The organism is Halorubrum sp. Atlit-8R, assembly GCF_003666025.1.
GTDB classification, from domain to species: Archaea; Halobacteriota; Halobacteria; order Halobacteriales; family Haloferacaceae; genus Halorubrum; species Halorubrum salinarum.
Map to the genome: position 1 here is coordinate 211734 of NZ_QPLV01000006.1, position 22516 is coordinate 234249.

At 69.9% G+C, this 22516-nt stretch carries 25 protein-coding genes; 11 read left to right on the forward strand and 14 right to left on the reverse strand.

Annotated features, from left to right (window positions below; genetic code table 11):
- Positions 1-13 precede the first annotated feature (13 nt).
- The gene (locus DVK05_RS15110; RefSeq protein ID WP_053771313.1) at positions 14-1939 is read right to left on the reverse strand and encodes a beta-CASP ribonuclease aCPSF1; all 1926 of its coding nucleotides are present in this window, start codon (positions 1937-1939) and stop codon (positions 14-16) included.
- A 221-nt stretch (positions 1940-2160) separates the two neighbouring features.
- On the opposite strand from DVK05_RS15110, the gene DVK05_RS15115 reads away from it, so the two are divergent.
- A complete protein-coding gene (locus DVK05_RS15115) occupies positions 2161-2682 on the forward strand; it encodes a hypothetical protein (protein WP_121564673.1) in 522 nt (173 codons plus the stop codon).
- Between the two features lie 15 nt (positions 2683-2697).
- Here DVK05_RS15115 and DVK05_RS17415 read toward each other — a convergent pair whose 3' ends face one another.
- From DVK05_RS17415 to DVK05_RS15145, 7 genes are all read right to left on the reverse strand, one after another.
- A complete protein-coding gene (locus DVK05_RS17415; protein ID WP_199712341.1) occupies positions 2698-3564 on the reverse strand; it encodes an SDR family oxidoreductase in 867 nt (288 codons plus the stop codon).
- A 63-nt stretch (positions 3565-3627) separates the two neighbouring features.
- Complete coding sequence (psmA, locus tag DVK05_RS17420; protein ID WP_199712342.1) at positions 3628-4407, reverse strand: archaeal proteasome endopeptidase complex subunit alpha; 780 nt, start codon at positions 4405-4407, stop codon at positions 3628-3630.
- 4 nt (positions 4408-4411) lie between these two features.
- Positions 4412-4891 (reverse strand): Rpp14/Pop5 family protein, encoded by a 480-nt coding sequence (locus DVK05_RS15125; protein WP_121564675.1) that lies wholly within the window; start codon positions 4889-4891, stop codon positions 4412-4414.
- 10 nt (positions 4892-4901) lie between these two features.
- Positions 4902-5525 carry a class I SAM-dependent methyltransferase gene (locus tag DVK05_RS15130; protein WP_121564677.1) on the reverse strand — a complete coding sequence of 208 codons (624 nt, stop codon included), beginning with the start codon at positions 5523-5525 and terminating at the stop codon, positions 4902-4904.
- Complete coding sequence (locus tag DVK05_RS15135; RefSeq protein WP_121564679.1) at positions 5506-6282, reverse strand: RNase P subunit p30 family protein; 777 nt, start codon at positions 6280-6282, stop codon at positions 5506-5508. Before DVK05_RS15135 ends, DVK05_RS15130 begins: the two co-directional genes overlap by 20 nt.
- Positions 6283-6345: 63 nt before the next feature.
- Positions 6346-7179 (reverse strand): DUF6498-containing protein, encoded by an 834-nt coding sequence (locus DVK05_RS15140; protein ID WP_121564681.1) that lies wholly within the window; start codon positions 7177-7179, stop codon positions 6346-6348.
- Between the two features lie 80 nt (positions 7180-7259).
- Positions 7260-8945, reverse strand: coding sequence for a pentapeptide repeat-containing protein (locus tag DVK05_RS15145; protein WP_121564683.1), 1686 nt, complete (start codon positions 8943-8945; stop codon positions 7260-7262).
- Between the two features lie 145 nt (positions 8946-9090).
- Between DVK05_RS15145 and DVK05_RS15150 the strand changes: the two genes are divergently transcribed.
- The 10 genes from DVK05_RS15150 (at position 9091) to ftsY (ending at position 15452) form a co-directional block, all read left to right on the forward strand.
- Positions 9091-9375 carry a DUF357 domain-containing protein gene (locus tag DVK05_RS15150; protein ID WP_121564685.1) on the forward strand — a complete coding sequence of 95 codons (285 nt, stop codon included), beginning with the start codon at positions 9091-9093 and terminating at the stop codon, positions 9373-9375.
- A 76-nt stretch (positions 9376-9451) separates the two neighbouring features.
- Positions 9452-10570 (forward strand): M20 family metallopeptidase, encoded by a 1119-nt coding sequence (locus DVK05_RS15155; RefSeq protein ID WP_121564687.1) that lies wholly within the window; start codon positions 9452-9454, stop codon positions 10568-10570.
- 94 nt (positions 10571-10664) lie between these two features.
- On the forward strand, positions 10665-10817 hold the full coding sequence (locus DVK05_RS15160; RefSeq protein WP_004050128.1) for a 50S ribosomal protein L39e: 153 nt from the start codon (positions 10665-10667) through the stop codon (positions 10815-10817).
- Positions 10818-11096 (forward strand): 50S ribosomal protein L31e, encoded by a 279-nt coding sequence (locus DVK05_RS15165; protein WP_053771303.1) that lies wholly within the window; start codon positions 10818-10820, stop codon positions 11094-11096.
- Between the two features lies 1 nt (position 11097).
- Positions 11098-11763: a translation initiation factor IF-6 gene (locus DVK05_RS15170; protein WP_121564689.1), complete on the forward strand. Its 666-nt coding sequence runs from the start codon at positions 11098-11100 to the stop codon at positions 11761-11763.
- Between the two features lie 75 nt (positions 11764-11838).
- Complete coding sequence (locus tag DVK05_RS15175) at positions 11839-12807, forward strand: ABC transporter ATP-binding protein (protein WP_121564691.1); 969 nt, start codon at positions 11839-11841, stop codon at positions 12805-12807.
- On the forward strand, positions 12804-13619 hold the full coding sequence (locus DVK05_RS15180) for an ABC transporter permease (RefSeq protein ID WP_121564693.1): 816 nt from the start codon (positions 12804-12806) through the stop codon (positions 13617-13619). Before DVK05_RS15175 ends, DVK05_RS15180 begins: the two co-directional genes overlap by 4 nt.
- Positions 13620-13716: 97 nt before the next feature.
- Positions 13717-13893: a 50S ribosomal protein L18Ae gene (rpl18a, locus tag DVK05_RS15185; RefSeq protein WP_121564695.1), complete on the forward strand. Its 177-nt coding sequence runs from the start codon at positions 13717-13719 to the stop codon at positions 13891-13893.
- Positions 13893-14351: a prefoldin subunit alpha gene (pfdA, locus tag DVK05_RS15190; RefSeq protein WP_121564697.1), complete on the forward strand. Its 459-nt coding sequence runs from the start codon at positions 13893-13895 to the stop codon at positions 14349-14351. The genes rpl18a and pfdA overlap by 1 nt, the downstream gene beginning before the upstream one ends.
- 15 nt (positions 14352-14366) lie before the next feature.
- Positions 14367-15452, forward strand: coding sequence for a signal recognition particle-docking protein FtsY (gene ftsY, locus DVK05_RS15195; RefSeq protein WP_121564699.1), 1086 nt, complete (start codon positions 14367-14369; stop codon positions 15450-15452).
- A gap of 117 nt (positions 15453-15569) precedes the next feature.
- On the opposite strand, the gene DVK05_RS15200 is transcribed toward ftsY, so the two are convergent.
- The 6 genes from DVK05_RS15200 to DVK05_RS15225 form a co-directional block, all read right to left on the reverse strand.
- On the reverse strand, positions 15570-16442 hold the full coding sequence (locus DVK05_RS15200) for a phosphatase PAP2 family protein (protein WP_121564701.1): 873 nt from the start codon (positions 16440-16442) through the stop codon (positions 15570-15572).
- 251 nt (positions 16443-16693) lie between these two features.
- Positions 16694-17725 (reverse strand): tyrosine-type recombinase/integrase, encoded by a 1032-nt coding sequence (locus DVK05_RS15205; protein ID WP_121564703.1) that lies wholly within the window; start codon positions 17723-17725, stop codon positions 16694-16696.
- A complete protein-coding gene (locus DVK05_RS15210) occupies positions 17718-18098 on the reverse strand; it encodes a DUF5805 domain-containing protein (RefSeq protein WP_121564705.1) in 381 nt (126 codons plus the stop codon). The genes DVK05_RS15205 and DVK05_RS15210 overlap by 8 nt, the downstream gene beginning before the upstream one ends.
- Positions 18099-18514: 416 nt before the next feature.
- The gene (locus tag DVK05_RS15215) at positions 18515-19420 is read right to left on the reverse strand and encodes a hypothetical protein (RefSeq protein WP_121564707.1); all 906 of its coding nucleotides are present in this window, start codon (positions 19418-19420) and stop codon (positions 18515-18517) included.
- 108 nt (positions 19421-19528) lie between these two features.
- Complete coding sequence (locus DVK05_RS15220) at positions 19529-21325, reverse strand: alanine-zipper protein (protein WP_121564709.1); 1797 nt, start codon at positions 21323-21325, stop codon at positions 19529-19531.
- Positions 21326-21418: 93 nt separating this feature from the next.
- Positions 21419-22252, reverse strand: coding sequence for an MBL fold metallo-hydrolase (locus DVK05_RS15225; protein WP_121564711.1), 834 nt, complete (start codon positions 22250-22252; stop codon positions 21419-21421).
- Between the last annotated feature and the right edge of the window lie 264 nt (positions 22253-22516).

A 22516-nucleotide genomic window follows, 5' to 3' on the forward strand; every position in this document is an offset into this window, starting at 1 on the left:
CGCGTCACCGCGCTTACTTGAACCGGAACGTCTCCAGGTTCTTCGGCGCGAACGTCCGCATGTTGTAGTCGTGGTACAGCGACGACGAGAGGTCCTGGACCGAGCTCTCGTCGCCGTGGACGCACAGCACCTTCTCCGGGCGCGGGTTCATCGTCTTCACGAAGTTCTCTAACCCCTGCCGGTCGGCGTGGCCGGAGAAGCCGTCGACGACCTCGGTGTCCATCTCCAGCGTGAGCGTGTCGCCGCGGCTCCCGCCGCCCCAGCCGTCGACCGGGATCTCGTCCCAGCCGTTCTGGATCCGGCGGCCGAGCGTCCCCTGCGCCTGGTAGCCGACGAAGACGAGGTTCGAGTCCGGATCGGGACCGATGTGGCGGAGCCACGACATGATCGGCCCGCCCTCGATCATCCCCGACGTGGAGATGATGATACACTCGTCGCCGTCGGCGACGTCCTGCCGCTCCTCCTCGCCGCCGTCGATGTGGTTGAACTGGTCGGCGAGGAACGGGTTCTCGTCCTCGTGGAAGATGCGGTCGCGGAGGTCGTCGCGGAGGTACTCGGGATAGGTGGTGTGGATCGCCGTCGCCTCCCAGATCATCCCGTCGAGGTGGACGGGCATCTCGGGAATCTCGCCCTCGCGCATCGCCTCCTCCAAGACGAGCATGATCTCCTGCGAGCGCCCGACCGCGAAGGCGGGGATGACGACCTTCCCGCCCTGCTCGTACGTCTCGTTGATGACGCGCTTGAGCGCCTCCTCGGAGTCCTCCTGGTCGGTCTGGTAGTCGTTGCGGCCGCCGTAGGTGGACTCAAGAACGAGCGTCTCGACGCGCGGGAAGTCGTTGACGGCACCGTTGAACAGCCGCGTGTCCTCGTAGTGGATGTCGCCGGAGAAGGCGACGTTGTAGAGGCCGTCGCCGATGTGGAAGTGGGTGACTGCGCTGCCGAGGATGTGGCCCGCGTTGTGGAACGTGAGCTTCACGTCCGGCGCCACGTCGGTCACGTCGCCGTACTCCAGCGGGATGGTGTGTTTGATCGCGTCGCGGACCTGCGCGGACTCGTACGGCGGCGTCCGGCCGTCCTTCGCCGCCACGTCGAGGTAGTCGAGCGTGAGCAGGCCCATCAGGTCGCGCGTCGGCTCCGTCGTGTAGATGGGGCCGTCGTAGCCGTACTTGAACAGGAGCGGGACCAGCGCAGAGTGGTCGAGGTGGGCGTGGGTGAGCACGACCGCGTCGAGGGTCGCGGCGCCCGCGCCGAGCGCCTCGGGGACCTGGAGGTACGGCACCTCGCCCTCGGCGCCCGGCTTGTCGCCGCAGTCGATGAGGATCCGGGTCTCGGGCGTCGAGAGGATGAAGGCGGCGCGGCCGACCTCGCGACAGCAGCCGAGCGTCGTGATCCGCACCCACTCGTCGTCGGACATCTCCTCGCGGTGGATCTGCCGGCCGACGCGTTCGAGGATGTCGCGGCGCTCCTCGCGCTCGTTCTTCAGGAAGCCGCGGACGTTCGAGACGGTGGAGGACTCGATCGGCGGCGTCCGAACGACCTCGGGGGTCCAGCCGACCTCCTGGGTGATCTCGCGGAGCGTCGAGCCGCGGCGGCCGATCACCATGCCGGGCTTCTCGGCCTCGATGACGACCTCACCGGTGTCCTCGTGGAAGTCGAGGTCCGTGACGCCGGCCTCCTCGGGGATCACCTCGCGGACCTGGTCCTCGGCCCGCGCCGGCGGCGAGAGGGCGCTCGGGTCCGGTCGGACCGTGATCCGCTTGCGAAGCTTCGAGGCGAGCCGCCGGATCAGGTCGCCGTCGCCGGCGAACCGCTTCGGGTCGCGCGTGTACACGACCAGCTCCGGCCCCTCGTATTTCACGTCGGTGACCGTGATGTCGTTCGGAATCTCCTGTTCGATCTCTGATTTCAACGTATCGAGCTGCTTGTCGACTTGACTCATATCTCACTGCGGGTCGTCGGGGCCGCCGTCGTCGTCGAATCGCGTCGCGCGGCGACTCGGCGCCGATCGATCGACCGTGACGGGGTAGGCATAGTGGAAGTACTGTCCGTACTGGTTCCGTACGCGGGAACAGCCAGCGAAAACCCGCTTGGATCACGGTACTGCCCCGCCGTTATAAAAGCCTTCGCAAAGGGCAAGCCCCGGCCGGCCCAAGCCGGGCCATGCGCGTCACGCCGCAGACGGTCCGCGACGAACACGCCTGGGTCCGCGACCGCGCCGACGTGGTCGTCCCGATACTCAACGACACCCGCGACCGCCTCGGTCGCCTCTTCGAGACGGAGGTGGACGCGGTTCCGCCGGACGCGTATCGCCGCGAGGTCGACGCGGTCTTCGCCGACGGCGAGGTCGCGGTCAACGTCGCGGGCTGCGTCGCGCTCTTGCGCGACCTCGACGTCGAGGGCGACTACCCGGGCTTCGTCGTCGACGAGGTGCTGGGCCGCGAGCTGGCGGCGACGATCGCCGGCGGTCGCCCGCTCTCGCTGCTCGCGCAGGCGACGTTTCACATCTCTGACATCCACGTTGATCGGGACGCGACGGCCGAGACGGAGCGGGCCGGCGCCGGCGCCGCGGGCGCTGACGACCTCGACGCCGCGCTCGCGGCGGGGTTCCAGACGCGGCTGCCGGGCTGGGACTGGCGGGAGGGAGAGAGCCCGTTCGCGGTCGACGCGGGGGGTAGCGGGTGACGGACGCGCGGCCGTCTACGACGTGACGTTCCTGACGAGGCCGTACACCCGGTCGAGCAGCGCGTCGGGGACGAAGCGCGCGAGCACGCCGACGCGGGCGACCGTCCCGGGCTGGACCCGCGCGGGGGGCTGGGTCGCACTCGCGGCGTCGTAGATGGCGTTCGCGACGAGCTCCGGTTCCACGGCGCCGGGGCCGTCGCCGCCCATCAGCTGGGCGTCCTCGAACATCGCGTAGAAGTCCTCGTAGGCGTCGGTGCGCTCTATCCCCTCGCGCTCCTCGGGGTCGGCCTCCCGCTCCGCGCGCTCGGAGAAGTTCGTCTTGACGGGGCCGGGCTCGACGACGACCACGTCGATGCCGAGGTCGGCCACCTCGTTGCGGAGCGCGTCCGACATCGCCTCCAGGGCGAACTTCGAGCCGCTGTACACGCCGCCGCCGGGGATCGACACCCGGCCGGCGACCGAGGAGACGTTGACGATGGTCCCGTCGCGCTCGCGGCGCATCGCGGGCAGGACCGCGCGGATCAGCCGGTGCGGCCCGTACACGTTCACGTCGAACTGGTCGTGGACGCGGTCCGTGGTGACGTCCTCGACGGGGCCGAACTGGCCGTAGCCGGCGTTGTTAATCAGGGCGTCGATCGCGCCCTCCTCGTCTAGGATCCGCTCGACGACGCGGTCGATGTCGTCCTGATCGGTGACGTCGAGCGTGGCGAGCTCACAGCCCGCCTCGCCGAGCGCCTCGACGTCCGCCGGGTTCCGCGCGGTGGCGTACACGGTCCATCCCTCGTCGAGGAACGCGTGCGCCGCGGCGCGGCCGATGCCCGAGGAACAGCCGGTGATGAGTACCGTCTTCTGCACGCGTCTCCGGTCAGCCTCCGACGGCATAACTCTCCCGACCGACGGCGGTCGAGCCGGGGAGGCGCCGGCCGTCGCGCCCGCGGCGACGACTTACTCCTCGTCGCTCTCGGCGTCGTCCGCCGCGTCCTCGTCCTCGTCGGTCGCGAGGAGGTCCCGCTCGTCGAGGATCCCCTCGACCTCGTCCGCGGGCAGCTCGCCGTACTGCGGGTCGTCGACGGTGATCGTCGCGACGCCGACGCCGTCGGGCTCCAGTTCGCCGTCGTTCGACTGCGCGAGGGTGTCGAGCGCGAGCCCGACCGCCTCGTCCGTCGAGATGCCCTCCTCGTACTCCGCTTCGAGGTAGTCGCGGAGGTCGTTGCGGTCCGAGCCGATCGACAGCGCCTGCCACTCGTAGGGGGTGCCCGAGGGGTCGGTCTCGAAGAGGCGCGGCTCGCCGTCCTCGATGCCGCCGACGATGAGCGCGACGCCGAACGGGCGCGCGCCGCCGACCTGCGTGTACTGCTGGATGTGGTCGGTGATGTTCTTCGTCAGCGTCTCGATGCCGACGGGCTCGCCGTAGCGGAGCTGGTTGATCTGCGCCTGCCGCCGCGCGAAGTCGATGAGCTGGCGCGCGTCGGCGACGTGACCGGCGCTCGCGACGCCGACGTGGTCGTCGGCCTTGTGGAGCTTCTCGATGCTCTCCGGCTCCATGAGCGGGGAGCGGGCGCGCTTGTCGGCCGCGAGGACGACGCCGTCCTCGGCGCGGACGCCGACGCTCGCCGTCCCTCGCTTCACCGCCTCCCGGGCGTACTCGACCTGGTAGAGTCGGCCGTCCGGAGAGAAGATTGTGATGCCGCGGTCGTACGCCTGCTGTTGGGATTGGCCCTGCATGATATCACTCGGTGTCGAACGTCGTCGCGCCGACGCGACCCGACTCGGTCCGCACGTCGCACGCGTCTCCGCGCACGGTCGCGGTCCGCTCGGCGCCCTCGAACGCGACGTCTCGCTGTGTCGAACTGGCGGTCGCGCGACCCATATATCTTTCTTCACAGGCACGCACCGTCCCCGAAATCCCCCTGACGAGGATCCCGACCGGCTCGCCGCCGACCTCGCTCACGCAGGCTATCGCGGCGCGCGCGTCGTCGACGTGGCCGTGTCTGACGCGGACGACGGCCTCGCCGCTCCCGTCCGCGTGGTCGAACGACAGCAGCGTGAGGTCGGCGTCGGCGCTGCCGGCGTCGCCGAGGAGGTTGCCGGCGCTGTACCACAGCGCGCGCTGGAACGCCCGCCGACCGACCTCGGCGCCCGCCCACGACTCGATGCCGACCGCGACGTAGCGCCACCGCGGCCGCAGGTGTTTCGGGAGGTGCTTCACGACGGCCCCCTCACGCCGGGAGCTCCCGGATCCGCTCGGCGACGATCACCGCCACCTGGTCGTGGACGCGCTCGACCGCGGTCACCGCGAACCCCTCGGCCGTGAACGCCTCGACGAGCGTGCCGACGGTCGCGGGGTCGTCGACCTCGGGGCTGTAGAACGGCTCGTCGGGGTCGGGCGCCTCGAAGAAGGCCACGTCACCGAGGACGATCCGGCGCGCGCCCGTCTCGGCCATCACCCGGATCGCCTCGCGCTTCTCGTCGTCCGCGAGGTGGTGGAGCGCGAAGTTCGAGGTGACGACGTCGACCCCCTGGTCCGGGTCGACCTCGGGGTCGCGGAACTCGCCGTACGCGAACTCGACGTTGTCGAGCCCGCGCTCTTCGGCCTTCCGGCGCCCCTCGTCCATCATCCCCTCGCTGATGTCGCGGGCCAGGACGCGCTCGGCGTCCTCGGCGACCGCGAGCGCGATGGCGCCGGTGCCGGCGCCGAGGTCGAGGACCACGTCGTCCGGCTCCGGCGACGCGTGGTCGATCACGAGGCTCGCGCAGGCGTGGTACTCCTCGCTCTTCGAGTCGTCGTACTCCGCGGCCTTCTCGGAGAACCGCTCCGCGTGTTCAGCGACGGTCTTCTTCATACCTGCCACGTCGGACCCCCGGCTCTATGAAGCCCTCGGAGCGGCGCTCGCGGTTGCGGTCGACCAGGTCGCCCCACGCCCGGAGCCCCTCGCGGACGGCCTCGGCGTCGAACCCGATCGCCTCGCCGACCGCGACGAGTTCGCGCGGCGCCCGCAGTTCGAGGTGCGACCGGGCGTTCGCGCTCACGACGTACGGCGCGTCGTAGTGGCCGACGATCTCGCGGAGCTTCCGGAGGTCGGCGAGCGCCCGGACCCGCTTCCCGCCGGTCTCGCGGAGCGCCGGTCCGAAGTCGAACTCGACGTGGACGCCGTTGTCGCGCGCCGCCTTCGCGAGGACGTGGTTGAAGTCGCCGCCGGCCGCCATGGGGCGGACGAGCACGTCGACGCGCGGCTGCTCGACCGCGAACCGGTTCAGCGCGTCGTCGCCGCCGACGACGCAGACCACCGTGCGGTCCGAACGGTAGTTCCCCACCGCCCCGGAGGCGCTCGTCGGGTCGTCGGCGTCGACCTCGACCGCGTCGACCACGTCGATCCCGTACTCCTCGCCGATGGCGGCCGGGTCGCGGACCGGGCTCTCGGCGCGGTCCGTCCCGACCGACCCCCTCGCGTCGGCGGCCGCGGCGGAGCCGTCGTCGGCCGGGTCCAGCGCGTCGCGCGACCGCACGACGATCCCGTCGTAGCCGTGTCGCGCGGCGGTCGCCGCCTGGCGGGCGGCGGTCGCCTCCCCATCGGGGGCGGCGTGAACGGCCTCGTACATGTCCCCTCCTTTCGCGGCCGCGGGTATCGGCGTTGCGCTTCGGCGCCGCCCCCCGTCGGCCGGTCACCCCTCTCCGGCGGACTCCTCCTCCTTCTTCCACTCGCGGCGCGGGTCCTCGCCGGTGAACCACGTCGCGACGCCGTCGGGATCGTCCTCGCGGAACGCCCGTCGCCGCCCCCACTCGACGACCGCCTTGGCGAGCGTGATCGGGAGGAGGTACGGGAGGAGGACGGCCCCGACGCCGAACGCGTCGCCGACGCGGTCGAGCAGTCCGGGAGCGAGCGCCGCCTCGACGACGAAAATGCCGATAGTGACCGGGACGACCGTCAGCATGCCGATGACGACGTAGAAGAAGACGACGCGCTGGGCGGCCTCAACGACCATGTACGGCGACTGCTCCTCGTAAGCGCGCTCGGCGAAGAACTCCCGGCGCACCTCCGCGACCTGCGCGCCGCAGACGCCGAGCGTCGCCAGCGCGACCGTGGGCGTGAAATACGAGAGCGCGTCCCAGCCGACCGGCACGAGCGGGAACAGGAGGAAGGCGAACACCCCAAGCGAGCGGCGGACGACGCGGAAGTTCCGCCGGTAGATCGGCGGGAGCCACGAGACGAGACGGGTCGGCTCCGGCTCGCGCTCCCACACCTCGTCGCGCTCGGCGTCCTCGTCGTAGCCGGTGATGTAGAACGAGCGGTCCGCCAAGACGATCGGTCGCTCCGCGAACATCGCGGCGGCGGCGTGCGCGAGGACGAGGACGGCCACCTCGATCCAGTACACCGCGAGGAGTTCGCCGACGCGCCAGCCGAACGCGACCACGCCGGCGAGCGGGAGCAGGTTCGTCGCGACGACGAGGGCGAGGGCCGAACGGCTCCCCGCCGGAGGGCGAGTGCGGGCGACCATCTGTCCGTTACCACGGGGCGGTAAACCTAAACGTTCTGGAGCGGCTCCCCGGTCGCGCCCGCCCGCTCCGTCCGGCTGCGTCACCTGCCGACCGCCTGGGTGATCGCGAAGACGAACAGCGCGACGAAGAACGGGCCGATGAACGCCTCGCTGGCGACCAGCACGCCGAGGCCCGGCGTCGACACCTCCGGGATCCCCAACACGAGCGCGTTGAACGACTGGAAGCTGAACGCGAGCGGCGCGAACGGTCCCCTGTACGTCAGTTCGACGCCGAGCCACGCGTAGACGAGCGCGTAGACGCCGATCACGCCGACCGAGGCGTACACGACGCGCCCCGGCCGCTCCCCGTAGCCGCAGGTGTACCTGAGCACCTGGTTGCTCAGCCACTTCCGCGCGAAGCGGAGCCGCCCCCCGAGATCCCCCGCCCCGGCGTCCGCAGGGCCGAACGCAGACCGGCGGTGGGACCGGCCGCGGTTGAGCAGTTCCCGGAAGTGGAACTCGCGGGCGGCGGCGTTCTCGCCGACCTCGATCGCCCCGTTCTTCGCCCGCAGGTACGTGTTCTCGCGCTCGGACGGGGTCGCGTCGTCGTCCGCGTGGAGGCGCCACTCCAGCCGGTCGAACAGCGACCGGTACGCGCCGAAGTCGAACCCCTCGAACACCGCGTTCTCGAACCGGAAGCTGTCGAGGTCGGGCTCGACCGCCGCCACCCCCTCCAGGCGCACGTCGCCGAGCACACTCCCGCCGAAGTCGAACACGTGGTCGCCGGTGACCTCTATCGCCCCAGAGACGGAGTCGACGTTCCGGAGGTCGACAGTGATCGGATCGCCGGACGCCGACTCCATGCCGCGCAGCTCCACATCGCCGCGGAGGTCCACGTCGGCGACGAGGATCCGCGACTCGGCGGTCGTCTCGGCCAGCTGGAGGTCGCCCACGCAGCGCGCCGACGAGAGCGCGAGGCAGGTCTCCGGGACCGTTCCGTCTCGATAGGGCAGCTCGGAGTCGTCCAGCGACGGGTCGTCGACGAAGTTCGTCCCGACGGCCACCGGCGCGCCGAGGTCGCAGGCGGTGAACTTCGCGTCGCCGCGGAACGTCGCCGAGGAGAACAGCCCGCCGCGCTCGAACGCGGCGTCGTAGAAGTTCGCGACCGACTCGAAGTCGGCGTTCATGAAGTCGGCCGCGCCGCGGAAGGCGACGCCCACGCCGAAGAGGCCCTTCGCGAACGAGGCGCCCCTGAAACAGGCCTCCCTGCGGAACGTCGCGTCCTTCACGTCGGCCCAGCGGCGGAACGCGGTCAGGTTGAACGCGGCCGGGCCCCGGAACTCGGCGTCGGAGAAGCTCGCGCTCGCGGCGAAGGTCCCGTCCTCGAACACGACGCGAGACTCGAAGACGGCGCCGTCGAACCGGACCACGTTCGCGAACCGGCAGTTGCCGCACTCGACGGGGCCGAGCAGCCACGACTCTCGCAGGTCGACCGGGCGGGTCGTCTCCCCGTCTACCACGGCGTATTCGAGGTCGACGCCCGGACAGACTGCGCCGAACAGCCGGTTCGCGTCCGTCTCCTCGGACTCGACGAGGTCGACTATCGCCTCCCCGATCCGCTCGGGCGTGACGCCCCGCTCCGAGAGCGACCGGATCGGCTGGTGAAACACGCAGTAGTCGGTGTCGGCGTAGCGGTCGCGCGGGCAGCGCCACTCGTCGCCGTCGACGTCGTCGAACCGCTCCCCGCCGACGTCGTGGACGTAGTCACACGATGCCGCACCGCTCATACCGGCCGCTCGCGGCGGCGGGCCGAAAACCTTCGGGTCGACGGCCTCGTCGCCGTCGCGGTCGTCGCCGCCCCCGCCCGACCTGGCGTCCCGTTCGCCCCCGCCCGACCCGGCCGCTTTTGTCCGCCCGCCGGGACACTCGCGTATGGCCGCCGACTTAGAGGAGAAGACCGACCGCTACGAGCGGATGCTCGCGGACGCGCTGGCGGTCGCGGAGCCCCGCCCCCCGGCCGACACGCCGCTCGGCGAGGCCGCCGCCGACGTGACCGAGATGGCGGAGTCGTACCTCGACGACGGGCGCCACTTCCGCGCCGACGGCGACCCGGTGAACGCGCTCGCGTCGTACTCGTACGGCTACGGCTGGCTCGACGCCGGGGTGCGGCTCGGGCTGTTCGCGGTGCCCGACGACACCGAGCTGTTCACGACGTGAGGCCGCGACGCGGCGCCCGGTCGCCCGGAGCGCCCGCGAGGGACGCGCTTAAGCGGCGATGGCCGCCACTGGTGGCATGGACGAACTCGCGGACCTGACCGAGCGGCTCGTCTCGATCCCGTCGCACGAGGACGAGACCGCCGCCGGCGACGCCGTCGAGGAGTGGCTGCGCGCGAAGACGGACGCGGCGGTCGAGCGCGACGACGCCGGTAACGTCCTCGCGTACAGGGGCGCGACCGACGACCCGGACGCCGGCTCGCTCGCGCTGGTCGGCCACCACGACGTGGTCCCGCCCGCCCCCGAGCAGACGACCGGCGACGGACTCGACGGCGACTACGTCGTCGAGCGCCGCGACGGCCGGATCTACGGCCGCGGGACCGCCGACATGAAGGGGTCGGTCGCGGCCGCAATGTGCGCCTTCCGGGACGCGACGCCGCCGGCCGACCGGGAGCTGGTCTTCGCCTCGTTCGTCGGCGAGGAGGTCGGCGGCGAGGGCGCGAGACACGCCATCGACGCCGGCTTCGCCCCGGACCGGGCGGTCGTCGCGGAAGGATCGACGAACTACTCGAAGCCCGGCGTCACGGACGTGGTCGTCGCGCACCGCGGGCGCCGCGGCTCGCGGCTCGTCGCGCACGGCGAGGCCGCGCACGCCTCGGAGCCGGAGGCGGGGGAGAACGCCATCTACCGCGCCTGCGACGCGATCGACGCGGTCCGCGACCTCGACGCTCCGCGGGCGACGGTCCTCGGCAACGACGTGTCGGGGTCGCTCGCGGTCACGGTCGTCGACGGCGGCGAGACGTGGAACGTGATCCCGGAGCGCTGCGAGGCGACGGTCGACGAGCGCACCGTGCCGGGCGGCCGCGCCGACCTCGCCGGCGTGGCGGACGCGATGCCGGGCGTCGAGCTCGTCGTCGACCAGGACCTCCCGCCGATGGCCTGCGGCGACCCCGCGTTCGCGGACGCCGCGCTCGACGTCGCCCGCGCGGTCCACGACGACCTCGGCCTCGACGCGCCCGAACACGTCACCAAGCCGCACGCGACCGACGCGGGGTGGCTCGCGGAGGCCGGCACCGAGTGCTTGGTCTGCGGCGCCTCCGAGCCCGGCGAGGCCCACACTGACACCGAGAGCGCGAGCCTCGACGCGCTGGACCGCTGTTACCGGATCTACGCGGGCATCGCCGAGCGGGAACTGTAGCGGTCTCGACGCCGGCCTCGGACCGGCTCCCGCGGGCCCCGCGCGGCCCCGTATGGAAGGGGTTTTATGCGCTCCGCGGAAAGTGTGCGCCACTATGGGAGACAAGTCGAAGGCTCAAAAGAAGCGTCTGGCGAAGGCGGAGCGCCAGAACACCCGCGTCCCCGCGTGGGTCATGATGAAGACTGACATGAACGTGACGCGAAACCCCAAGCGGCGCAACTGGCGCCGGAACGACCTGGACGAGTAAATGTCGACGAACGACTTCGAGGAGCGCGTCGTCACCGTGCCGCTCCGCGACGCCAAAGACAAGCCCGTCCAGCAGCGCGCCGACTACGCCATGAAGATCACGCGGCAGCACCTCGCGAAGCACTTCTCCGTCGACGAGGGCGACGTGATCATCGACGGCTCCGTCAACGAGGCCGTCTGGGCGAACGGGCGACAGAACCCGCCCAGCTCGGTGCGGGTCCGCGCGGCTCGGTTCGTCGAGGACGGCGAGCCGGTCGTCGAGGCCGAACACGCGGAGTAACGTGTTACGGGCGACCTTCACCGGCTCGTCGTACGTGGGCGTGTTCGCCCGCGCCGTCGACGACCTCCTGCTGGTCCGGCCGGACGTCGACGAGGGGCTCGCCGAGGACCTCGGCGAGGAGCTCGGCGCCGAGCCGCTGCCGACGACGGTCGGCGGGTCGAACACGGTCGGCGCGCTCGCGACGGGCAACGAGAACGGCGTCCTCGTCTCCGCGCGGGCGACCGAGCGCGAGAAGGACCGGATCGCCGACGCCGCGGGCGTCCCGGTGCGGGAGCTCCCGGGCGAGATCAACGCCGCCGGGAACGTCGTCCTCGCGAACGACGCCGGCGCGTACGTCCACCCGGACCTCTCGCGCGAGGCGGTTCGGACGGTCGCTGACGCCCTCGACGTCCCGGTGACGCGGGGCGACCTCGGCGACGTGCGCACGGTCGGGACCGCGGCGGTCGCCAACAACACGGGCGTGCTCTGTCACCCCCAGTCGACCGAGTCGGAGCTTCAGGCGGTCGAGGAGGCGCTCGACGTCCGCGCCGACCTCGGAACCGTCAACTACGGCGCGCCGCTCGTCGGCTCGGGCCTCGTCGCCACCGACGAGGGGTACGTCGTCGGCGAGGACACCACCGGCCCCGAGCTGGGCCGCATCGAGGAGACCCTCGCCTTCATCGACTGAGCCGTTCCGCCCTCCGTTCTCCTCCGTTCCGATCGCACTCCCACATTTAAGAGCCGCAGCCGTGTTGCGGTCGGTATGCCCGCTATCGAGTGTCGCAACCTCTCCAAGTACTACGGCGACGTCCGAGGGATCGAAGACGTGTCCTTCGCCGTCGAGGACGGCGAGGTGTTCGGTTTCCTCGGCCCGAACGGGGCGGGGAAGACGACTGCGATCCGCACCATGCTTGGGTTCCTCTCGCCGACGAGCGGCGGCGCCACGCTGCTCGGTCACGACGCGACCGACCCGGTCGAGTCGCGCCGCGCCCGCGAGCGCATCGGGTTCCTCCCGGGCGACCCGGGACTCGACCGCGACCGCACCGCGGCGGCGTTCCTCGACCACCAGGCGGCGCTCCGCGGCGAGTCGAGCCGCGAGGACCTCGTCGAGCGGTTCGGCCTCGACGAGTCGCGCCGGATCGGGGACCTCTCTCGGGGGAACCGGCAGAAGGTGGCGCTGGTGGCCGCGTTCATGCACGACCCGGACCTATTGCTGCTCGACGAGCCGACCTCCGGGCTCGACCCGCTCCTCCAGGAGGAGTTCGCCGCCCTCGTCCGCGAGCGCGTCGACGACGGGGCGAGCGTCCTCCTCTCCTCGCACGTCCTCGGCGAGGTGGCCGCGCTCTGCGACCGCGTCGGCGTCCTCCGGGAGGGCCACCTCGTGGCGGTCGAGTCCGTCTCGGACCTCCGCTCTCGAGGCGGGAAACAGGTCCGCGTCCGCGTCGCGGAGGACGTCGACCGGAGCGACTTCGAGGTACGGGGGATCATGAACCTCCGCGTCGGCGAGGCGGTGTCGTTCACCTGGACCGGCGAGTACGACTCGCTGATCGACCTGCTGTCGGGGTACACCGTCCGGGACCTCGACGTGGTCGACGCGCCGCTCGAAGAGGCGTTCATGACCTTCTACGACGGCGACGTGCCGGAGGCGACCGGGAGCGGCGGAACGGGCGAAGCGTCGGGCGACGGAGCGTCTACCGGCGTCGCCGCGGAGTCGGGGGGTGACGCCCGATGAGCGGTCGGCCCGCGCCGTGGCTCGCCATCGCGCGGTACGACGCCGCCGGCCGCGTCCGCGGGTCGCTCGTGCTGGCCGGCCTCCTCTCCGCGTTCATGCTCCTCTTCCTGGCCTTCTTCCCGTCGCTGACCACCGCCGGCATCGACCTCGACGCGTACGTCGAGGCGTTCCCGCCGGCGTTCCAGGAGGCGTTCGGGATCATCGCAATCTCCTCCATCGAGGGGTTCCTCGCCGTGGAGTTCTACCAGTTCGCGTGGCTGCTCCTCGTCGGCCTCTACCTGGCGTACCTCGCCGGGGGGACCATCGCCGACGACGTCGCCTCCGGCCGGATGGACCTCACGCTCTCCGCGCCGGTCGCGCGCCGCGACGTGGTGATCGGGCGGTTCCTCGGACTGGTCCCGCTCGTCGCGCTCCTGAACCTCGTGATCCCGGTGGTCGCGTACGTCGGTGTCCTCGCCGTCGGGGAGACCATCGCGGTCGAGCGGCTCGTCGCGGTCCACGCGCTCGCGGTCCCGTACCACCTGACCTGCGTCGCGCTCGGCATCGCCGTGTCGACGCTCGCCTCGCGGCCGGGGATCGCCCAGCGGGTCGCGCTCGGCGCGCTGTTCGCGCTGTTCATGTTCGAGTCGGTCGTCGGGAGCACCGACTACGCGGAGGTCGGCGACCTCAGCCCGACCGCCCACTACGACCCCTCCGCGGTCCTCGTGCTGGGCGAGTACGACCTAACGGGCGCGGCGCTCCTGCTCGCGGCGACGACCGCCCTCGTCGCGCTCGCCGCCGTTCGGTTCCGGCTTGCGGATCTCACGGGGTGAGACCCGGCTTTCACGGACGCTCCGACCCGTTCGCGCCCGCGTGGTCGCCTGTCCCCTTTTAGGAAGATACTTCCCTGTCCCTGCCGGATCGAGGAACATGAGTATCTACACGGTGAGTGGACGGTTCCAGAGCCGAGACGGCGACCAGCCGTTCACGAAGGACGTCGAAGCGGAGAACGAGGACCTCGCCCGCGAGCGCATCTACACCACGGTCGGGAGCCAGCACAACCGCAAGCGCACCCAGATCGAGATCGAGGAGGTGTCCGAGGCATGATGGGCGGCGGACAACAGCAGCTTCAGCAGCTCTCGCAGGAGATCCAGGCGCTCGACGAGGAGATCGAGGCGCTCGAGGCCGAGATCGCCGACTACCGCGAGGAGAAGGCGGACATCGACGACGCGATCGAGGCCATCGAGACGCTCGACACGGGCTCGACGGTCCAGGTCCCGCTCGGCGGCGGCGCCTACCTCCGCGCCGAGGTCCAGGACATCGACGAGGTCATCGTCTCGCTCGGCGGCAACTACTCCGCGGAGCAGGAGCAGGACGACGCCATCGACGTCCTCCGCAGCAAGCAGGAGGCGCTCGACGACCGCATCGAGGAGACCGAAGACGAGGTCGCGGAGCTGGAGTCCGAGAGCGACGAGCTCGAACAGCAGGCCCAGCAGATGCAACAGCAGATGCAGCAACAGCAGATGCAGCAGATGCAGCAGGCGCAGGAAGACGACGGGGAGTAAGACGGGGATCCGACCGTGTTCGACGGACTGAAAGACAAGCTCTCCGGCTTCCGCGAGGACGTCGAGGAGTCGACCGAGGCCGAGGAAGCGCCCCCCGACGACGAGGCGGCGACCGCCGAGAGCGACGCCGACGGCGAGGACGCTCCCGCGGTCGACGCTCCGGCCGCCGCCGAAACCGGAGAAGCCGACGACGCCGACGCCTCCGACGACGAGCCGAGCACCTTCCAGCGCGCGAAGGCGTTCGCGACGGGCCGGATCATCATCGAGGAGGAGGACTTAGAGGAGCCGCTGTGGAACCTCGAGATGGCCTTACTCGAGAGCGACGTGGAGATGAGCGTCGCCGAACAGATCCTCGATAGCGTCCGCGAGAGCATGCTCGGCGAGTCGCGCAAGCAGGTCGAGACGACCGGCGAGCTCGTCGAGGAGGCGCTTCACGACGCCCTGCTCGACGTCATCGCCGTCGGCCAGTTCGACTTCGAGCAGCGCATCGCCGAGGCCGACAAGCCGGTTACCATCGTCTTCACCGGCGTCAACGGCGTGGGCAAGACGACGAGCATCGCGAAGCTCTCCGAGTGGCTCGCCGACCGCGGCTACTCGTCCGTCCTCGCGAACGGCGACACCTACCGCGCGGGCGCGAACGAGCAGATCCGCGAACACGCCGACCGGCTCGACCGCGACCTGATCAGCCACGACCAGGGCGGCGACCCGGCGGCCGTCATCTACGACGGCGTCGAGTACGCCGAGGCGAACGGCGTCGACGTCGTGCTCGGCGACACGGCGGGCCGGCTCCACACGAGCGACGACCTGATGGCCCAACTGGAGAAGATCGACCGCGTCGTCGACCCGGACATGACCATCTTCGTCGACGAGGCGGTGGCGGGACAGGACGCGGTCAACCGCGCGAAGGAGTTCAACGACGCGGCGGCCATCGACGGCGCCATCCTGACGAAGGCCGACGCCGACTCCTCGGGCGGCGCCGCCATCTCGGTCGCGTACGTCACGGGCAAGCCCATCCTCTTCTTAGGCACCGGCCAGGGGTACGACGACATCACGCTGTTCGACCCCGAGGCCCTCGTCGAGAGCCTCCTCGACGAGGAGTAACGGACCCCTGACCCCTATTCCGCCGGTTCCTTCCCGCTCGTTACGACTTACGAGCCGCGGCTCTCGGGACGCACCCGCCGCCGCGTTCGGTCGGCGTGCCCCAACCGGCCGGCTCGATCAGTCGTCGCCCGGCTTCGGCTCCGTCTCTGACGTCGGCCCGTCGAGCCGCTCTGGAACTTCGCCGGCCGCCCTTCCTTCGACGCGGCTCACGATCCGCGCCCCGACGGCCGCCGAACCCGCGCCGAGGACGGCGCCGGCGACGACGTCGGTCCCCCAGTGGATCCCGAGGTACATCGTCGAGTAGACGACGGTCGCGGCGAGGGCGCCGGCGATCCACGCCCATCGCGGGAACCGCCGCCGAGAGCGCCACGCGACGGCGGCTACCGCCACGGAGAGCGAGGCGTGGAGCGAGGGGAAGACGTTCGTGTTCGACGCGACCGCGGCCGTGAGTTCCTGCGTCTCGGGGTAGAACTGATACAGCAGCCCGTCGACCGAGTCGAGGTACTTGCGCGGCCCGTAGCCGACGAACAGCGTGTAACAGAGCGTCCCGACCGCGTAGTTCAGCATGTAGGCGACGAGCAGTTCCTTCAGGTGTCGCTGCCCGCCCTCACCGGCGAGGAAATACACCACCGGCCCGGCGACGAGGAGGACCGCGAACCCGAGCATGTACGCCGCCGAGAAGAGTTCGAGCGTCGCGTCCGGCGTCGCGCGCTGGAGCGCGGCCACGAACTCTCCCTCGATAGCGTACAACTCGTCCGTGATACGCCAGTCAAGCGCGCGGGAGATCCGAATCCGGTATCCCTGGGTGAGCTGTTTGACCGCCAGTAACCCCAGCGCCGCCGCGAGGTACGGCGCGACGTCGCGAGCGCGGCGGCCGAGGTCGTTCGTCGCGCGGGACAGCTGTCGAGGCCCCACACAGAGGAGGGCTGTGACCGCCGACCCGACGGCGACCGAGAGGCCGGTGAGGGCGGTCACTCTGAGGAGCGCCATCGTCGTTTCCTCACCGCCTTCACAATACATGAGTGACACGATGTTCGAGCACGCCGGTACGGAGGATAACGCGAACGGCCGCCAGTGCCGCTACCTCTCCCGCTCCGTTGGGATCACCCACCGCGACAGTGGTAATCGGTCGGTCGAATATGAGTGAGACCGACCACGAGATTTCGGTATAGCGACATACGATTTACTCACTCGCTCTCGAACAGAATGCGTCGCTTCTTACCCGACGGAATCCGGGTCAATCACGAGAGGAGCCGGTAAACGTTCGCTTCGTAGACCTCACGCACTTGGTCGCCCCAGTTGTGAGTGTAGGTGTCGATCACGTCGTCGGCGACGTCGCCGCGCAGGTACTTCACCACGCCGCGGTCCCCGGTCCTGTCGCGGAGGTGCGTCGTGAAGAAGTGTCTGAAGTAGTGGGGCGTGACGTTCTCGTCGGCGCCGCCGCCGGTCCGATACCACCCTTCCTCGCGGGCGTACCGCTCGACGACGTGTCTGACCGCCTGCGGTCGCAGCCGCTCGCCCCAGCCCTCCGCGGTGCCGACGAACAGCGGCTCCGCCGGCGACGGCGAGTCCGGTCGAACCGCGAGCCACGCCTTCAGCGCACGATGTAGCTCGTCGTCGACGGGGATCACGGTCCCCCGCTTCCGCTTGTTTGCGGCCGTGCGAACCTCCCCGTTCAGCTCCTCGCCGACGGTCGCCTCCGCGGTCACGTAGATGGAGTCGGGGCGCCCCGACAGCGCCGGTCGGTCGCCGAGCGCGTAGGCCGCCTCTAAGTCCGGATCCGTGACCGAGAGGTCCCGTAAGTCGAGGTTACACAGCTCGCCGACCCGCATCCCGGTCTTCAACAGCGTCACCACGAGCGCCCGGTGGAGCGGGTGGCGGATCTCGGCCACGAACGACCGCATGGCCGGGATCGAGACGTCGCGACGGGCGGGATCCTTGTCGACGGTCTCGTCCATCTCCTCCATCACCAGCGTCATCGGATTGCCGTCGAAGGCGCCCACCTCGGTCATGTACCCGTAAAACCGGTGGAGGTAGGCGGCGTACGTCGCGACCGTGCTGTCGGCGACGTCGCCCCGCAGCGAGTGGACGAACGCCATACAGTCGCGGTGGGTCGCCGACGCCGGACCGCTCTCGTCGAGGAACGCCTCGAACCGCCGGAGGACGCGCTCGTACGCCGCCCTGGTCCGGTCCGTCTTCCCGTGGTAGGTGAGGTCCTCGAGGAAGTATCCGACCGGGTCGTCGGGATCGGGGGCCGCGCGCGTGCTACTCATCGGTCAACACGTACCCCCCGTCTCGCCCGCTGTATCGAACCCGATTGCGATCCTGGAGCTCGTCGAGTGTCGCTTCCAGTTCGTCCTTCACGTCACCGACCACGGCCTGGACCAGTTCGTCCCACGATCGAGGGCCGGATTCGAGAGCCGCGCGGACACGCCTTTCGAGGTCGTGACCCCCGGGGTCGGAGCCTTCGGAAGAGGGTTCCTCGTCGTTCGCCGACTCGCTCGGCGCGAACCCCTTGCGGCCGGCCTGTACCATCGTCCTGACGAACTCGCTCAGCGACATGTCCAACTCGTCGGCGTGGTCGCGCCAGATCTCTTTTTGCTCCGTCGGCACGTACGTCTTCACCGACTGTCGATCGCCTCCCATCTGTGGAACGAGCGTTCTCGCGCTCTCAACTTCAATCTATCCCAGATTTGCGGATAAGTGACTTTATCTCGGTGTATGGGCCTCTATTTTCGCCGGTGTTGAGCATGTATCTTGTTTTGTAGTACTACATTCTGAGACTCATAGCGCTACACTTCTAGATATACAATTAGTTCGATCGCTTCCATGCGAGGGGTACCAAGACACGTCCTCCCAAGGAGTCTGCTAACCCATTCCGTCGTGGTGTTCGAAAACACGTCACGAACTGGACGGCCTTCGTCCACAGGGGGTTATCGCCGAGACGTGTCGATTGGATTCCTTCCACTCCGGTACGAAACACGGACCGAGGCCAGCGCGACGGGTCCGGTTCCCGTTCAGACGCGACGAATATATTTCATGCCGCTATACGATACCCGGACTCAGGCACGTATCTCCGAGTCGGTCGGTTCGCGTTCGAACGCCCCGAGCACGCGGGAGACTGATTCGTCCGTCTCGGCGGCGTTACGCATCAGGACCGTCTCGCTCGGGAAGAGGTGCTCGCCGACGGAGAGACCGTGTTCGCGGGCCGTCGAGCCGGTGACGGTGAGGTAGACGCCGAGGCCCACCCGGGCGATGGCCGCCTCCTCCTCCTCGTCGGCGTCGGGATAGACGAACTCCACGCCGTCGAGCGCGTCGGTGCCCAACACCGCGGTGACCAGACGCTCGTACCGCGGCGAGATACACAGCGGCCCCTCGTAGTCGGCGAGGTACGCGCGGTCGAACGTCGTGTTCGGCGCGCGTCGGTCCTCGCGTCCCATCAGCGTGTGATACACGGTGTCTCCGAGGCCGGACACGACGCGCACGTCGGTGTCGACCGGGTCGATGCGGTCGTTGATGTCCGCGATGTCGCCGAGGCCGCCCTCCCGGATGCCGACCACCTCCTCTAAGACGAGGTCCGCGGAGTCGAATCCGAGCGCGAACTCGTGGGTCCGGAGCGCTCGGAACGGCTCCTCGCGGCCGACGAGTTTGACCGTCACGTCGCCCAGATCGACCGTCGCGGCGTCGAACACGATCCGACGAGGCTTCCCGTTTCGGTCGTCGCGAAGCAGCGTGAACTCGGGTTCGGCGGCGGTCGCCGGGTCCGAGTACTCGGCGAGCCGCTCGTACGGGCCCGCGTCGGCGTCGACGGAGCCCTTCGTGACCGCCTTCTCGTACCGAAGCGTGTTGCTCACGCCGTCCGCGAGCCGGTCGAGCCGGTCGCCGTCCGCGACGGCCGCGATCCGCTCTAACACCGCTTCGAGCGGGCGTCCCTTGCGCGGGACCGCGACCGGAACCGGGTCTGTCATTGAGCGATCTGCGGTCGGGCGCGTAAAACGGGTTGCGTTTTTGAACCGGAACGGCGCCTCGCTGCCGTGCCCTTCGAAAAAGCCGGCGCGGCGTCGGCAGCGGCCGACTTACGGGCCGAAGGCCTCGTTGAGCCTGGTCCGGAACTCGTCGAGCTCGTCGAGGTGGTCGTTGATCTCCTCGATCTCGGCCGCCACGTCGTCGAGGTCCTCGCCGAGGCGGTCCTCGATGTCGGTGAGCCGCGAGTCGACCTCCGCGAGGTCGTCCCACAGGTCGTCGAACTCCTCGTCGAAGCGGTCGAGCCCGGACTCGACCTCGCCCACGCGCTCCGTCGCGTCGGCGGCGAGGTCCTCCGCGCTCTCGGCCGTCTCCTCGGCGTTCTCGGCGCGCTCGGCCGCCCTGTCGACCTCCTCGTAGAGGGTTTCCACGTCGTCTCCCAGGTCGTCGACCGACTCCGCGACGGCGTCGGCCTCTCCCTCGACCCGGTCCACGTCGGCGGCGAGGTCGTCGACGTCGCTCTCGACGGTCGAGACGGCGTCCCGGACCGATTCGACGCTGTCGTCGACGGCCGCGACGTCGTCCTCGACCGCCCGAACGTCGCTCTCGACCGTCTCGACATCGTCCGCCACCGCGTCCACGCGGTCCTCCACCTCGTCGACCGCGTCCGTGGCGGCGTCGACTTCGGAGTCGACGCGCGCAACGTCGGAGGCGAGCGTTTCGCGCTCGTCGTCGGCATCGTCCAGGCGGTCATCGAGGGCGTCGACCTCAGCCTCGACGGCGTCGACGCGGTCGTCGATCCCGTCGAGGATCTCCCGCGCCGTGCCCTCGCCGTCGATGAACTCCGCGAGCGCGTCGGCGTACGCCTCGATGTCGGCCACGCTCGACTGGAGGCGAGCGATCCGCACGTCGACGCTGCGCGGCACGTCGGCCTCGAACGCCTCCTCGATGGTCGCGATGTCCTCCTCGTCGGCCGCGCCGCTGCGGATCTCGGCCGCGAGCGCCGCCGCGAGGCCGCCCTCGCCCGGCAGCCGCGCCGCCTCGCCGTCGTCTTCGACCGCTTCCTCTTCGTCCGCCTCGTCCTCGTGAGGCTCCGCAGCGTCCGTGTCGTCCGCCTCGGGCGCTTCCTCGGGCACGTCGTCGGATTCCGGCTCGGCTTCTTTGTCCGGCTCGGACTCGCTCTCAGCCACCGCTGCGCCGACGGGCTCTCCCTCGTGCGCCGTCACGGCGGCCGTCCCCGCTTCGATGGCCCGCGGTTCGGGGGCCGCGGACTCCGGCTCGTTGTCGGCTTCGTCGGGCGCGTCGGCTTCCGGCTCGCCGTCCGCTTCCGGTTCGGCGTCTGCCTCCGGTGGCTCGGTCGACTCCGCGTCGGACTCCTCGGCGTCGGAATCGGCCTCGGATTCGGGCTCGTCGGCGGGATCTTCGGCCGGGTCGTCCGGGAGCAGCTCGTCGTCCTCCGCCATGCCCGGGAGTGTCGCGCGGTCGCCGGAAAGTACCTCGCGGACCGCGTCCGTGTCGCCGGCGCCGAGGACGTCCTCTATCTCCTCGCCGACGGGGACGTGTTCGATCACCGGCGTGCCGAGGAACCCGTCGAGGTCGGGGTCCTCATCGCGGATGCCGAACACCGTCTCGACGGTCTCGTCCGGGTCTATCACCCGTTCGAACTCCACGCGGTGGTCCTTGTACGCCGTCCAGTTCTCGCTCTCGTACTCCGGGTGGAACCCCACTCGGTCCATTGGGAACGACTCCGGGATCCGGTCGACGATACGCACCCGTACGGGGTCCTCGCGGTGCGAAGAGAGGGTGTACATCACCGCGGGCACGGGGAACGCGTCGTCAGTGAAGGATTTCTCGACGCGGATGCCGTCCTCGTCGACGGTCGTGGCCGCCTCCGCCGTCCGTTCGCTCATACCCGCACGTCCCGGAGCAAGGGCTTAAATTCCACGGGCCGCGTTTCGTGGTTGATAACCGAAACGTCGAGAAAACGGCCGCTCGACTCCCGTTTACAGGTCGATCCGGTCGCCGATCTCGACTATCTCCAGCCGGTTCGGCGACTCGTAGCTCCGCACGTGGTCGTGGAGCGCGGTCGGGTCGGCCGTCAGCCCCTTCCACATGTCCCAGTGGGTCGGTACCAGGCGGTCGAGCCCGAGGTCGTTCGCGGCCGTCGCGACCTCGTTCTCGTCGCTGTACCACTTCGTTTGAACCGGTTCGCCCGTCTCCTTGTCGGGTATCGTCCCCTCGGAGCCGAACGCCAGGATTCCGAGGTCGATGTCGAACCGCTCCGAGAGCCCAGCAAACGACGGCGAGGGCTTGCTGTCACCGGCGTGGAACACCGTCCCGGCGTCGTGTTCGATCACGTAGCCGACCGGATGGGTGGCGTCCGCGTCGTGCGTTTCGACGACGTGAACGGTGAACTCGCCGACGCGCAGCTCGTCGCCCTCGGTGACCTCGGTGAACGCCGCCTCGCTCACGTCGTACTCCTCGGTCCACCGCTCCTCCTCGCGCGCGACCGCGAGCGAGTCGTCGGGCGCGACGAGGTCCGCGTCGGTGTTCTCCAAGATCGGTGCCTGCGAGGGACCGTGGACGTGGTCCGTGTGCTCGTGGGTCGCCAGTACCGCGTCCGCGACCTCGACGTCGGTGGGGTCGAACGGGACCGGGATCATGCGAATCGTCCGCGGCGGGTCGCCCGTGCCGACGTACGGGTCGATCCAGAGGACGGTCCCCTCGCTCCCCTTGATCGCGAAGCCGTTACAGCCCAGATACCACAGCGCCACCGTGTCGGGGTCGGCGTCGGCCACCGCGCGCGGCAGCCAGTCGCCCCAGTCGGAGTCGACCATGGACGGCGATGCGGAAGCGGCGGGGGTAATTATTCCGGAGTTCGCCGGATCGCGGACCGATGTGTCGGAACAGCGACGACGAATTTTTGTCGTAGACGCCACGAATAAATCATATGCCGCTATACAAAATCTGCGCGCCTGATGTTGCGAAGATGGGTCTATGATGCACAGGTTTCGAGGCTAAGTCATCTGAAAGAAGTGGCCGAGCGGGCCTCGAAATGCGTTTCTGAGAGACCTATCGCGTAGCGTTCACAATTCCGATAG